The 12,880-nt window shown below is 63.2% G+C and carries 10 protein-coding genes; 6 read left to right on the top strand and 4 right to left on the bottom strand.

The window, feature by feature from the left end; translation table 11 throughout:
• Window positions 1-555: a DUF4124 domain-containing protein gene (locus TQ98_RS25035; RefSeq protein WP_044873036.1), complete on the bottom strand. Its 555-nt coding sequence runs from the start codon at window positions 553-555 to the stop codon at window positions 1-3.
• Window positions 556-773: 218 nt separating this feature from the next.
• On the opposite strand from TQ98_RS25035, the gene TQ98_RS25030 reads away from it, so the two are divergent.
• Window positions 774-3,008 carry a mechanosensitive ion channel domain-containing protein gene (locus TQ98_RS25030; protein WP_044873035.1) on the top strand — a complete coding sequence of 745 codons (2,235 nt, stop codon included), beginning with the start codon at window positions 774-776 and terminating at the stop codon, window positions 3,006-3,008.
• Window positions 3,009-3,210: 202 nt separating this feature from the next.
• Here the strand turns inward: TQ98_RS25030 and glnA are convergent, their stop codons facing one another.
• Entirely contained in the window at window positions 3,211-4,614 is a 1,404-nt protein-coding gene (glnA, locus tag TQ98_RS25025) for a glutamate--ammonia ligase (RefSeq protein WP_044873034.1), read from the bottom strand.
• A 336-nt stretch (window positions 4,615-4,950) separates the two neighbouring features.
• Between glnA and thiI the strand changes: the two genes are divergently transcribed.
• Together thiI and typA are read left to right on the top strand one after the other, a co-directional pair.
• On the top strand, window positions 4,951-6,405 hold the full coding sequence (thiI, locus tag TQ98_RS25020; RefSeq protein ID WP_044873033.1) for a tRNA uracil 4-sulfurtransferase ThiI: 1,455 nt from the start codon (window positions 4,951-4,953) through the stop codon (window positions 6,403-6,405).
• A gap of 129 nt (window positions 6,406-6,534) precedes the next feature.
• Complete coding sequence (gene typA, locus TQ98_RS25015; RefSeq protein ID WP_044873032.1) at window positions 6,535-8,352, top strand: translational GTPase TypA; 1,818 nt, start codon at window positions 6,535-6,537, stop codon at window positions 8,350-8,352.
• Between the two features lie 335 nt (window positions 8,353-8,687).
• Here the strand turns inward: typA and TQ98_RS28290 are convergent, their stop codons facing one another.
• Entirely contained in the window at window positions 8,688-8,810 is a 123-nt protein-coding gene (locus TQ98_RS28290; RefSeq protein WP_277949297.1) for a hypothetical protein, read from the bottom strand.
• A 290-nt stretch (window positions 8,811-9,100) separates the two neighbouring features.
• Between TQ98_RS28290 and TQ98_RS25010 the strand changes: the two genes are divergently transcribed.
• The 3 genes from TQ98_RS25010 to TQ98_RS25000 all read left to right on the top strand — a co-directional run bounded on the left by TQ98_RS25010 (window position 9,101) and on the right by TQ98_RS25000 (window position 12,149).
• A complete protein-coding gene (locus TQ98_RS25010; protein WP_146036038.1) occupies window positions 9,101-9,997 on the top strand; it encodes a helix-turn-helix domain-containing protein in 897 nt (298 codons plus the stop codon).
• A gap of 215 nt (window positions 9,998-10,212) precedes the next feature.
• Window positions 10,213-10,905 carry a hypothetical protein gene (locus TQ98_RS25005; protein ID WP_044873030.1) on the top strand — a complete coding sequence of 231 codons (693 nt, stop codon included), beginning with the start codon at window positions 10,213-10,215 and terminating at the stop codon, window positions 10,903-10,905.
• A gap of 329 nt (window positions 10,906-11,234) precedes the next feature.
• Window positions 11,235-12,149: a DUF808 domain-containing protein gene (locus TQ98_RS25000; protein WP_044873029.1), complete on the top strand. Its 915-nt coding sequence runs from the start codon at window positions 11,235-11,237 to the stop codon at window positions 12,147-12,149.
• Window positions 12,150-12,255: 106 nt separating this feature from the next.
• On the opposite strand, the gene TQ98_RS24995 is transcribed toward TQ98_RS25000, so the two are convergent.
• Window positions 12,256-12,651: a YkgJ family cysteine cluster protein gene (locus TQ98_RS24995; protein WP_044873028.1), complete on the bottom strand. Its 396-nt coding sequence runs from the start codon at window positions 12,649-12,651 to the stop codon at window positions 12,256-12,258.
• Window positions 12,652-12,880: the final 229 nt, after the last annotated feature.

Here is a 12,880-nt window from a genome sequence, read left to right as displayed (position 1 = left end):
TCAGTTGCTGGGGCGGGGCGTCGGGGCGGGTGGGGGGCGCAGCGCCGGGCTGCTGGTGTTGACTCGCTGAATGGTGAAACTCACGGGGGCGCTGCTCTGCACCACTTTAGTGCCTGAGAGCACATCCACCAACAGGCTGTGTTCGCCCCGGTCGATGTTCACCAGCTGCAGGCTCGGCACATTGGCGGCCTGGCCGTAGGGCTCGCCGTCCAGGCGCAGGCGCAGACTATGCCCAGGCCTCAGGCGTGGCTCCAGATGGACGCCGACGGTGAAGGTGCCATTGTTGGCGCGCAGGGCTTCCTCGTCGGGGATATTGGTCAGCTCCACCACCTGGTAGGCATCCTGGTTCTCGACCGCTGCGTTGTCGTCGACCGGGGCGGTGGGCGGCTGCGCCTGCACGGCATTGGTCGGCGGCAGCTCCACCTGTTCGGCGGCGGTGCCGTCCGGGGGCTGATTGGTGAATACCGTGTTGCCGTTGGCGTCGGTGTATTTGTAGATCTGGGCGGCAGCTGGCAGTGCGGTGGCCAGCAGCAGGCCGATGACGATGAGGCGCATGGGGGCGGTCTCCAAAAACCTATGCCAAGCCTTGCACCCAGTTGGCGTGCTGGCAAGTCGGGCATTGTGCGACAGGCCTTGCATGGCCGTTGTGCGCTGGCACACGTTAGGAAATCTCTGAAAAGGGCCGCAGCCGGTTCCTGTCCCGGGGACGCTGGCGAACTGCTGGCGAGCCCCGTTGTCCCTGTTGCCGCCGCATGCCGCACAGCAGCCTTTGTATGATGCGGTCCTTCGTTCTGCTTCTGGGGGATGCCTTTCTCGTGCCCATACCGTCCTTTCGCTCGCTCCTGCCACTGCTGCTCTGTTTGCTCCTCGGCCTTTTCTGCGTGCCGCAGAGCCAGGCGGCACTGCCCAATCCGCTGGCGATGAATTCCGCGAACGGAGAAAAGGTCAGCGATGCCCAGCTCGAACAATCGCTGAACCAGGTGATCCAGACCCTGGAGAACGACAAGCAGCGTGCCGACCTGCTGACGAAGCTGAAACAGATGCGTGACGTCACCCGCAAGGGCAAGGAAGAAGATGCGGGCGTGCTGGCCCTGATCGGCGACACCCTTGGCGGCCTGGAAAGGCGCTTCCAGGGCGAGAACAGCCCGCTTCGGTTGTGGGGCAGGCAGTTCGAGCTGGCCCATGCCGAGCTGGAGGAGCGCATGCCGGACTGGCGCGAGCTGCCGGCCATCGTCTTCGATTTCTCCATCGTCATCCTGCTCTGGGCGTGCCTCGCGTCGGCGCTGCTCTGGGTGGGGCGGCGCATGCGCGAGCGCTTCGGCCTGTCGCTGGAGCTGCCGCACAACCCCAAGACCCGCGACCTGGTGCAGTTCGCCCTGCGCAAACTCGGCCCCTGGCTGATCGCCTTTTTGATCACCCTTTATCTGTCGGTGGTGCTGCCCAGTTCCCTGAGCAAGACCCTGGCGATGGTGATGGCCTATGTGCTGGTCTGTGGCACGCTGTTCTCCGCGCTCTGCGTGATCTGCCTGTCGCTGCTCGGCGGGCCGCACCGCCAGCGGGCGCTGGACATCCTGCGGCGCCAGGCTTTCCGCCCGCTCTGGTTGATCGGCAGCCTGGCGGCTCTCGGCGAGGTGGCCCACGATCCGCGCCTGATCGCCGGCCTGGGCGAACACACGGCGATCTGCCTGAGCACCCTGGCCAATGCCAGCGCTGGGCTGCTCACCGCGCTGTTCGTGCTGCGCTTCCGCCGTCCCATCGCCCACCTGATCCGCAACCAACCCCTGGGGCGGCGCATCAAACAGCGCAGCCTGCACGACCTGGTGCAACTGGTCGGCTCACTGTGGTTCGTACCGGTTCTGCTGCTGGTGGGGACTTCCCTGTTCGCCACCTTCGTCGCCGCCGGCGACAGCAGTTCGGCATTGCGCCGTGCGCTGCTCTCGGCAGTGCTGGCGATGGTGGCGATGACGGTGATCGGCCTGATCCGCCGCCGTTCCAGCCGCGTCGGCGAAGGGCCGCGACGCAGTGCGCCTTACATCGAAAAGTTGCAGAGCTTCGGCTTCACGCTGGTGCACCTGGCGGTGGTGCTGTTCTTCGTCGAAGTGGGCCTGCGGGTCTGGGGCATGTCGTTGATCCGCTTCGCCGAAGGCGATGGCGAACAGATCAGCATGAAAGTGGTGAGCTTCGGCACCACCCTGCTGGTGGCCTGGCTGGTGTGGATTCTCACCGACACGGCGGTGCAGCACAGCCTGGGCGTCAGCGGTCGCAACCGTGGCAACACCCGCGCCCTGACCATGCTGCCGCTGATCCGCAATGTCCTGTTCGTGACCATCGCGGTCATCGCCCTGATCGTCGCCCTGGCCAACATGGGCATGAACGTCACCCCGCTGCTGGCCGGTGCCGGCGTGATCGGCCTGGCCATCGGTTTCGGCGCGCAATCCCTGGTGGCGGACCTGATCACCGGGCTGTTCATCATCATCGAGGACTCGCTGTCCATCGATGACTACGTGGATGTCGGCGGCCACCTGGGCACGGTGGAGGGGCTGACCATTCGCACCGTGCGCCTGCGCGACCTGGATGGCGTGGTGCACACCATCCCCTTCAGTGAGATCAAGAGCATCAAGAACTACTCGCGGCAGTTCGGCTACGCCATGTTCCGTTGGCCGGTGCCGTCGAGCATGCCCATCGACGATGCCCTGGCGTTGGTCCAGGACGTGGCCAAGGAGTTGCGCAGCGACCCGTCCGTCTACCGCAGCTTGTGGTCACCGCTGGAAATGCAGGGTGTGGAGAGCTTCGACAATGGCCAGGCGATCCTGCGCTTCCGCTTCAAGACCGCGCCGATCAAGCAGTGGGAAGTGCAGCGGGCGTTCAACCTCCGGCTGCGCCGGCGCCTCGACCAATCCGGCCTGGAGTTGTCGATGCCGCGGCTGAACGTGCAGCTCAGTCGGATGCGCAGACCAGGCAGCGAGCCTGCGCAGGAGCCGGGCGTGCCGGCGGATGGGGGGATCTGACCGAGGGTTGCATGTCCCTTGTAGGGGCGAATTCATTCGCCAAGCAGACCGTAGGTCTGCCCCGGACGCTTTAGAGGGCTGCTGCGCAGCCCTTGGCGAATGAATTCGCCCCTACAGAAGATGCAATGTCCCCGATCTCGGTAATAAAAAAGGCCTCCCGAGGGAGGCCTTAATGTTGACGCTGTTTATAGGTATTCGTGGATCAGACGCTGTAGTACAGGTCGTATTCCAGCGGGTGCACGAAGGTGCGCACCTTGATTTCTTCTTCGCTCTTCAGCTCGATGTAGGCATCGATGAAGTCGTCGCTGAACACGCCGCCCTTGGTCAGGAACGCGCGGCCCTTGTCCAGTTCTTCCAGCGCCTCTTTCAGGCTGCCGCAAACCTGCGGGATTTCCTTGGCCTCTTCCGGCGGCAGGTCATACAGGTTCTTGTCGGCGGCATCGCCGGGGTGGATCTTGTTCTGGATACCGTCCAGACCGGCCATCAGCAGTGCGGCGAAGCACAGGTACGGGTTGGCAGCCGGGTCCGGGAAGCGCGCTTCGATACGGCGGGCTTTCGGGCTGTTCACGTACGGGATACGGATCGAGGCGGAACGGTTGCGGGCGGAGTAGGCCAGCATTACCGGAGCTTCGAAGCCCGGAACCAGACGCTTGTAGGAGTTGGTAGCCGGGTTGGTGAAGCCGTTCAGGGCCTTACCGTGCTTGATGATGCCGCCGATGAAGTACAGGGCGGTGTCGGACAGGCCGGCATAGCCTTCGCCAGCGAAGGTGTTCTTGCCATCTTTGGAGATGGACATGTGAACGTGCATGCCCGAGCCGTTGTCGCCGTACAGGGGCTTCGGCATGAAGGTCACGGTCTTGCCGTAGGCGTCGGCAACGTTGTGCACGCAGTACTTCAGGGTCTGAACTTCGTCAGCCTTGGCGACCAGGGTGTTGAACTTCACACCGATCTCGTTCTGGCCGGCAGTCGCCACTTCGTGGTGGTGAACTTCGACCACCAGGCCCATTTCTTCCAGGGCGTTGCACATGGCGGTACGGATTTCGTGGTCGTGGTCGACCGGCGGTACCGGGAAGTAGCCGCCCTTCACGCCCGGACGGTGGCCCTTGTTGCCGCCTTCGATGTCGGCGTCGGTGTTCCAGGCGGCCTGCTCGGAGAAGATCTTGAACATGGAGCCGGAGATGTCGGACTTGAACTTCACTTCGTCGAAGATGAAGAACTCGGGTTCCGGACCGACGAACACGGTGTCACCGATACCGGTGGTCTTCAGGTATTCCTCGGCGCGCTTGGCGATGGCACGCGGGTCGCGGTCGTAGCCTTGCATGGTGCTCGGCTCGATGATGTCGCAGACCAGGATCAGGGTCGGCTCTTCGGTGAACGGGTCCAGCACGGCGGTGCTGTCGTCCGGCAGCAGGATCATGTCGGAGGCTTCGATGCCTTTCCAACCTTCGATGGAGGAACCGTCGAACATCTTGCCGTGTTCGAAGAACTCGTCATCGGCGTCACGGGCCGGCATGGTCACGTGCTGCTGCTTGCCCTTGGTGTCGGTGAAGCGCAGATCAATCCACTTCACGTCGTGTTCTTTAATCAGTTGAAGCGACTTCGACATGTTGTCCTCCAGAAGGAAAGGGGGCGGGAAACCGTTAACCCCTCAAAGAATTCGTAGTGAAGCCGGGGCGGGATAGTCCGCCAGGGCGACCTGCCTCACAAGGGAGCAATTAGCGTGCCAGTGCCCCGTTATGGGCAGAAGCCCCAAAACTCACGCCTGGCGGGGGCCTTGCTCCGATTCTGCGCAAAATTGCGCACCTTTTTCGTGCCTGATTCGGTGTGCGTGATCCATTTTGGTGCGTGATGGGTTTTGCTGAATGATTTTGGTCAAAGCTTGAACAATTTCCGCTATAATCCGCGCCCCTCTTTTTCGGCGGCCGTCGCAAGCGCTGTTTTCATGAAACTCATCGTCAAAGTCTTCCCGGAAATCACCATCAAGAGCCGGCCGGTGCGCAAGCACTTCATCCGCCAGCTCTCGAAGAACATCCGCGCGGTCCTGAAAGACCTGGACCCGGAGCTCGAGGTGACCGGCGTCTGGGACAACCTCGAAGTCGAGACCCGGCAGACCGAGCCGAAGCTCTTGCGCGAGATGATCGAGCGCCTGACCTGCACCCCCGGCATCACCCACTTCCTCGAAGTGCACGAGTACCCGCTGGGCGACTTCGACGATGTGCTGGAAAAGTGCAAGCTGCACTACGCCGACCAGATCCCCGGCAAGATCTTCGCCGTGCGCTGCAAGCGCGCCGGCAAGCATGACTTCACCTCCATGGAGCTGGAGCGCTACGTCGGTAGCCGCCTGCGCCAGGAGTGCAATGCCGCCGGCATTTCCCTGAACAAGCCGGAAGTCCTGGTGCGCATGGAAGTGCGCGACCAGCGCCTGTTCGTCATCCATCACCAGCACGACGGCATCGGCGGCTACCCGCTGGGCTCCCTGGAGCAGACCCTGGTGCTGATGTCCGGGGGCTTCGACTCCACCGTCGCCGCCTACCAGATGATGCGTCGCGGCCTGATGACCCATTTCTGCTTCTTCAACCTGGGTGGCCGTGCACACGAATTGGGCGTGATGGAAGTGGCCCACTACCTGTGGGAGAAGTTCGGCCGGTCCCAGCGCGTGCTGTTCATCAGCGTGCCCTTCGAGGAAGTGGTCGGCGAAATCCTCAGCAAGGTCGACAACAGCCAGATGGGCGTGGTGCTCAAGCGCATGATGCTGCGCGCCTCCACCCGCATGGCGCGCAAGCTGACCCTGGATGCGCTGGTCACCGGCGAAGCCATCTCCCAGGTCTCCAGCCAGACCCTGCCGAACCTCTCGGTGATCGACTCGGCCACTGACATGCTCGTGCTGCGCCCGCTGATCGCCAGCCACAAGCAGGACATCATCGACACCGCCACCCGGATCGGCACCGCCGAGTTCGCCAAGCACATGCCCGAATACTGCGGCGTGATCTCGGTGAACCCGACCACCCGTGCCAAACCCGGTCGCATCGAACACGAGGAAGAGCAGTTCGACATGGCCATCCTCGAGCGTGCCCTGGAGCGCGCCCGCCTGGTGCCCATCGACCGCGTGATCGATGAGCTGGGCCAGGACCTGGCCGTGGAGGAAGTGCGCGAAGCCCTGCCGGGGCAGATTGTCCTCGACATCCGCCATCCTGACGCCCAGGAAGACGACCCCCTGGAGCTGCCCGGCATCGAAGTGCAGGCCCTGCCTTTTTATGCGGTCAATAACCGCTTCAAGGACCTGGACGCCAACCGCCAGTACCTCCTGTATTGCGACAAGGGCGTGATGAGCCGTCTGCATGCCCACCACTTGCTCAGCGAGGGGCATGCCAATGTGCGTGTTTATCGTCCGGCCTAAACAGCCCGGGCTGTTCGGCGGCAGCATCCGCCATCGCCCTCCCGACCATCGGGCCGCCTGATTCGCACTTCATTCATATGTGCCGCATAGACTGCGCGGCAAACCGAATCCTCTGATCGAGATACAAACGTGATCGAAAATCTCCGCAACATCGCCATCATCGCCCACGTCGACCATGGCAAGACCACCCTGGTGGACAAGCTCCTGAAGCTGTCCGGCACCCTCGACCGCAAAGAAGCGGAAAACGAGCGCGTGATGGACTCCAACGACCAGGAAAAAGAGCGCGGCATCACCATCCTGGCGAAGAACACCGCCATCAAGTGGAACGGTTACAACATCAACATCGTGGACACCCCCGGCCACGCCGACTTCGGCGGTGAGGTCGAGCGCGTGATGTCCATGGTGGACTCCGTACTGCTGGTCGTGGACGCCCAGGACGGCCCCATGCCGCAGACCCGTTTCGTGACCCAGAAGGCGTTCAAGGCCGGCCTGCGTCCGATCGTGGTGGTGAACAAGATCGACCGTCCGGGCGCGCGTCCTGACTGGGTTATCGACCAGATCTTCGACCTGTTCGACAACCTCGGCGCCACCGACGAGCAGCTCGACTTCCCGATCGTCTACGCCAGCGCCCTGAACGGCATCGCCGGCATGGACCACGAGAAGATGGACGACAACATGGACGCCCTGTTCCAGGCCATCATCGACCACGTGCCGGTGCCGGACGTCGACGTCGACGGCCCGTTCCAGATGCAGATCTCCCAGCTGGACTACAACAGCTTCCTCGGCGTGATCGGCATCGGCCGTATCGCCCGTGGCCGCGTCAAGTCCAACACCCAGGTCGTTGCCGTGAGCGACGACGGTACCCGCCGCAACGGCCGTATCCTGAAAATCATGGGCCACTCGGGCCTGCAGCGCGTGGAAGTGGCCGAAGCCGAAGCCGGCGACATCGTCTGCGTATCCGGCATGGAAGAGCTGTTCATCTCCGACACCCTGTGCGACCCGCAGAACGTCGAAGCCCGTCCGCCGCTGACCGTTGACCAGCCGACCGTGAGCATGACCTTCCAGGTCAACGACTCGCCGTTCGCCGGCCGCGAAGGCAAGTTCGTCACCAGCCGCAACATCAAGGACCGTCTGGACAAGGAACTGCTGCACAACGTGGCCCTGCGCGTTGAAGCGGGCGACTCCGCCGAGAAATTCAAGGTTTCCGGCCGTGGCGAACTGCACCTGTCCGTACTGATCGAAACCATGCGCCGCGAAGGCTTCGAGCTGGCCGTGGGCCGCCCGGAAGTGGTGATCATCGAGAAGGACGGCGTGAAGCAGGAGCCCTACGAGAACGTCACCATCGACATCGAAGAGCAGCACCAGGGTCCGGTGATGGAGCAGATGGGTCTGCGCAAGGGCGACATGACCAACATGATCCCCGACGGCAAGGGCCGTATCCGCCTGGAATACGTGATCCCGGCCCGTGGCCTGATCGGCTTCCGTAACGCCTTCCTGACCATGACCTCGGGCACCGGCATCCTGACCTCCACCTTCGACCACTACGGTCCGGTGAAGGCCGGCGACGTCGCCCACCGCCAGAACGGCGTGCTGGTCTCCATGGCCACCGGCACCGCGCTGACCTACTCCCTGGAAACCCTGCAGGACCGCGGCAAGCTGTTCCTGTCCCCGGGCGACGAAGTCTACGAAGGCCAGCTGGCCGGTATCCACAGCCGCGACAACGACCTGGTGATCAACCCCACCAAGGCCAAGAAGCTCGACAACATGCGCGCTTCCGGCAAGGACGAGACCATCCAGCTGACCCCGGCGCTGAAGTTCACCCTGGAACAGGCACTGGAATTCATCGACGAAGACGAGCTGGTGGAAGTGACGCCGAAGTCCATTCGCCTGCGCAAGAAGCTGCTGAACGAGAACGACCGCAAGCGCTACGAGCGCAGCAAGGTCTGATCCTCGCCCAGTGAATGAAAAGCCCCCGCCGGAGCGATCCGGCGGGGGCTTTTTCGTTTTCGCGCCGTGCGTCCCGTGGGCGGTAGGAAAGGGATTTCAACGAACACGGAATTTTCGCGGTGAGCGTGCGGCGGCTCTGGTCTTGGGCTTTCAGTCCCCGGCCTTCTCGCGCCGTGAATGAATAGCCCCCGCCGGGGCGATCCGGCGGGGGCAATTTCTTGGGTCGTCTGGACGGTGCGACCCGCGCTTCGCTTGGAAGCGCATTCAGGCGTGATCCGGACGCTAAGTCGACTCGTAGCGCGGCGCTTTCTCCCACGGCATTCATAGTCCCCCAGTCATTCCAGCAGCATCAGCCGCCAGGATTGCCAGGTCATCAAATCGCGGCGGAGGTAGACGTCGTTCTCGGCCTCCTGGCCGCGCAGGGTGCGGATGACTTCGCGGGTGGACCATTCATCCAATTGCTGGCACTTCGGATGGCCGACGCGGATCAATGCTTTTTAGGGCCCGGCCATCGTTGATGGCATCGACGGTTTCTTCGTTGCCAGTGGAGTAGCCGAGGCGGTCCTGGGACTGACCGTGACCGGGGCACGTGAAGGATGCAGTCGGGCGCGAACAAGGCCGGGAAATGGGTATGGGGAGTATCCACGTGATAACGGATCGATGGGTATCGCTCCGCTCGCGGAACGCCGCCCGACCCATCCTACTGTCCTGAATTTGCCCCGCCCCCGTCGGGCAGTCGGCGGGCTGCTTGTCCATTCCTTCCAATAAAATGGCCGGACCGACGGCCAGCAGTGCGGCGGGAGACAGCGTGATGAACTTGCCATGTCTCGTCTGGGCGGATCTTCGCACCAACAGGGCCGCGCCCAGCCCGGTAGGGGAACTGGAAGCGCAATTCCAGATCTGGCGTGTCGTTGAACGGGCCGCCATACCCGAGAACATCGATCAAGCCACGCCACTGTTGTCGTGCTTCGAGTACGACTATCCCGACATACCTTCCCTGCAGGCGCTGCGCTCCACCAAGCAGGCCTATCCGTCTCTTCCCATCCTGATGCTCACCCTCCAGCACTCGGAGGCCTTGGCTGTGTGGGCATTTCGCACCCGGGTCTGGGACTTCCTGGTCAAGCCGGTGACCCCCGAGGAGCTCTGCACGCGGATCACGACGCTCCTGACCGTCCTCCCCTTGCAACAGCAGAGCCCTCGGCAGATCGCCATGCCGGCGCCCTATATCCCGCTGGAGAGCCGGGTCAGTGCGCCGGGCCATTCGTCAGGGGCAGCCCAGCTCGCCCTGAACTACATGGAGCGGCATTATTCCGAGCCGATGCGGCTTCAGGACGTCGCGGGCTCTTGCCAGATGGGCATCTACGAGTTCAGCCGGACCTTCAAGCGTGCTTTCGGCCTGACCTTTCGCGATTACCTCTGCCAATACCGGCTCGAACGTGCCCTGGACCTGCTGATCAACCCTCGCGTCTCGGTAACCGAGGTCGCCTGCGCCGTGGGGTTGCCGAATGTCTCGCACTTCACCCGGACGTTTCGCCGGCATCTGGGCGTCACCCCGTCGCAGTTTCGCTGCGGCGCGGGCTCGCAACAAATGCACAAGCCACTGCAAGAGATGCACAACCGTCCGCCCGACCGGCCAATAGAATGATTAACTGGTCCGCCAGTAGCGGAACCAAGCTCCCGCCAGCGGCGGAGATGACAGCAGCACGGGCCGGGTGCTTGACCGGCCGCACCATCCAGAGAGAACGCACAAAGAAGCTACCCAGGTGTCTTTCGGCACGCATTGGGCGAGGGCCGCGGGCGGTTCGCGGCGAACAGTCAGGAAGAACCACTTCGCCCCTCTCCTTGCTCAGGAGGCAAGCCATGTTCACTCAATGGTTAAAGGTCTACTCCGTTCCATTCGCCATCAGCATCGTCGGTGCAGGGCTCTACGCGACCCCGGCGCATGCCGGTGTCTGTGAGTTGGCCGACGGCAGCAGGGATACCGGCTGGTCGATCGTCTTTGACGATGCTCAGGTCAGCAATTGCGTATTCACCGGCAACGCCGGGGATGGGCGTAACAAGGGCACGCTGGACCTGACGTTGACCTTTGTCGACGGCAATCCCATCCCCATTCAATTCGTCCAGGAGGCGGCGGCGGCCGCGGACAGTTTTGGCCTGCGCATCACCTGGAACCTGACCTTGAACAACCAGTTCGAATTGCTCAGGGGCATCCGTGGCCGGGCCTTCGATGACAACCCGGTGCTCGACGATAAAGAGAACGAGTTCGTCGCGGATATACACCCAGGCTTTGCGCACTTCCACCAGGATGGCACCTTCAATGCCGGGCCCTTCGTAGGGGCGGCGGACTGTGATTGCGAATCCGATCGTGATTTCAGGGTCAGGGGGCCAGAACCTGGGGCCTTTGCCGCCGGTACGAGCGGCACGGTTTCTGGCTTGGGCGTTCACCAGATCGAGGAGCAGGGGCAGCAGAGGAACTTCACGATCAATGTCGAGCCCCTAAGTGCACAGGTGGACCAGCAAGTGCCGCCGGGCCAACCGCCAAAACAACCGTAGCCGTAACTACAGCCAGGCATATGATTTGAGCCCATTCCATCCCGCAGCCGCTGCCAGGACCAGCGGCTCCGGGGTGGTCCCTGATCAGCGCCCTTGCCAGCCTCGCCGGCAAGGGCGTTGTTCATTCGGGGCGTTGTTTCTGAATCAGTCGGTGCGGTAGGGCGCCTGACGTTCATCGGCAGGGCCACCCACGGCCGAAGCTCGTCCTGAAGCGGGGCAGGGGGCACATCGGGTGGGATTCCAGTTGACCGGCGGGGCGTTTTTGTCTGTAGTTCGCCTGCGCTGAAATGCGGCGCATCCCCATTTAGCTTCCCCTGCAAGGACCCACCATGGCCGGAGCCAGCCTGCTGACCCTGATCGACGACATCGCCACCCTGCTCGATGACGTTTCGGTAATGACTAAAGTCGCCGCGAAGAAGACCGCCGGTGTGCTGGGCGATGACCTGGCGCTGAACGCCCAGCAGGTCAGCGGTGTGCGGGCCGAGCGCGAGCTGCCCGTGGTGTGGGCGGTGGCCAAGGGCTCCCTGGTGAACAAGGCCATCCTGGTGCCGGCGGCGCTGCTGATCAGTGCGCTGGCGCCTTGGGCGGTCATCCCGCTGCTGATGCTGGGCGGTGCTTTCCTCTGCTTTGAGGGCTTCGAGAAGCTGGCGCACAAGTGGCTGCACGGCCATGACGAGGACGAGCAGGCTCACGCCGCCCTGGCGGAAGCCGTGGCCGACCCGGAGGTGGACCTGGTGGCCATGGAGAAGGACAAGATCAAGGGCGCGATCCGCACCGACTTCATCCTCTCCGCCGAGATCATCGTCATTACCCTCGGCACGGTGGCTGATGCCGCGTTCGGTAAGCAACTGACCGTGCTCGTGGGCATCGCCCTGATCATGACGGTGGGTGTGTACGGCCTGGTGGCCGGCATCGTGAAGCTGGACGACCTGGGCTTCTACCTGGTGCGCCAAGCGAGTTCGGCGGCCCAGGCGATAGGTCGCGCCATCCTCGTGGCCGCGCCCTGGATGATGAAAGGCCTTTCCGTGCTGGGTACCGCGGCGATGTTCCTGGTGGGTGGCAGCATCATCCTCCACGGCATTCCGGCGGCCCACCATCTGCTGGAGCCGGTGCTGGCCGCTTCCGGTGGGCTTTCCTGGCTGGTGCAGCTGGTGATTGACGGGGTGGCGGGTGTGCTCGCCGGTGCCCTGGTGCTGGCCGGTGTGAGTGTGGTGACGAAGGTGCTGGGCGCCGTCAGGGGCTGACCGATCGTGTGGGCCGGAGCGGGGCTGCTGCGCAGCCCTGTAGGGTGGGCTTTAGCCCACGCGGTTTCGTTGGTGGGCTGAAGCCCACCCTACGAGGCGGAGTGCTTCAGTCCTTCGGCTTGAAGGCGCAGTAGCCGGGACGCGGGCCGATCTTCGGGTGGTTGCGGCAGGTGTCCGGGCGCTTGTCGTAGACGGTGCACAGACGGCTCTTGCGGTCGAGGAAGTAGCAGTCGTTGTTGCCCATCCGGGTCAGGGTGAAGATGCCCGACTTCTGGCTGAAGCGCTCCACGATGCCGTCCTTCATCAGCCGCTTGGCGATGTTCTTCGGCGGTTCGCCACGCTCGAACTCGGCCACCAGTTCCAGGCGGATCAGGTCGGTCAGACGCACTTCGACCGGCATCGTGCAGCAGCTGGAGACGCAGGCGTGGCACATGGTCTTTTCGTATTTGATCCAGGTGTCCGTCCGGTCGAGGTCGGCACCGACGATCAGCATGGTCTTCATGGTCGGCGAGCAGGCAAGGGAAGAGGGGCGGGCATCATAGCGATGTCGGTGAAAAAGTGAACAGTTTCCCGTCGGGCAGTGCGAAATTTCCCTTTGTCTTGCCAGATTTGTACCGGCGCTTCGTCGAGCTATAGGAATCTTCTGTATCTGTGAGCCAGATGGCAGGCGTCTCTATTGGGACTCGGCCAAATCTCTTGTAGCTTCTGGCCGATTGCGGCTGCGATGGATG

The organism is Pseudomonas sp. LFM046 (assembly GCF_000949385.2).
GTDB lineage: Bacteria > Pseudomonadota > Gammaproteobacteria > Pseudomonadales > Pseudomonadaceae > Metapseudomonas.
Note: the sequence above shows the minus strand (reverse complement) of the source record. Positions and strands in the feature narration are given on the sequence as shown.

Excerpts from the sequence above, each read along its gene's own strand:
- TQ98_RS25035 (WP_044873036.1), bottom strand. The coding sequence starts at position 555 with ATGCGCCTCATCGTCATCGGCCTGCTGCTGGCCACCGCACTGCCAGCT.
- TQ98_RS25030 (WP_044873035.1), top strand. The coding sequence starts at position 774 with ATGATGCGGTCCTTCGTTCTGCTTCTGGGGGATGCCTTTCTCGTGCCC.
- glnA (WP_044873034.1), bottom strand. The coding sequence starts at position 4,614 with ATGTCGAAGTCGCTTCAACTGATTAAAGAACACGACGTGAAGTGGATT.
- thiI (WP_044873033.1), top strand. The coding sequence starts at position 4,951 with ATGAAACTCATCGTCAAAGTCTTCCCGGAAATCACCATCAAGAGCCGG.
- TQ98_RS25005 (WP_044873030.1), top strand. The coding sequence starts at position 10,213 with ATGTTCACTCAATGGTTAAAGGTCTACTCCGTTCCATTCGCCATCAGC.
- TQ98_RS25000 (WP_044873029.1), top strand. The coding sequence starts at position 11,235 with ATGGCCGGAGCCAGCCTGCTGACCCTGATCGACGACATCGCCACCCTG.
- TQ98_RS24995 (WP_044873028.1), bottom strand. The coding sequence starts at position 12,651 with ATGAAGACCATGCTGATCGTCGGTGCCGACCTCGACCGGACGGACACC.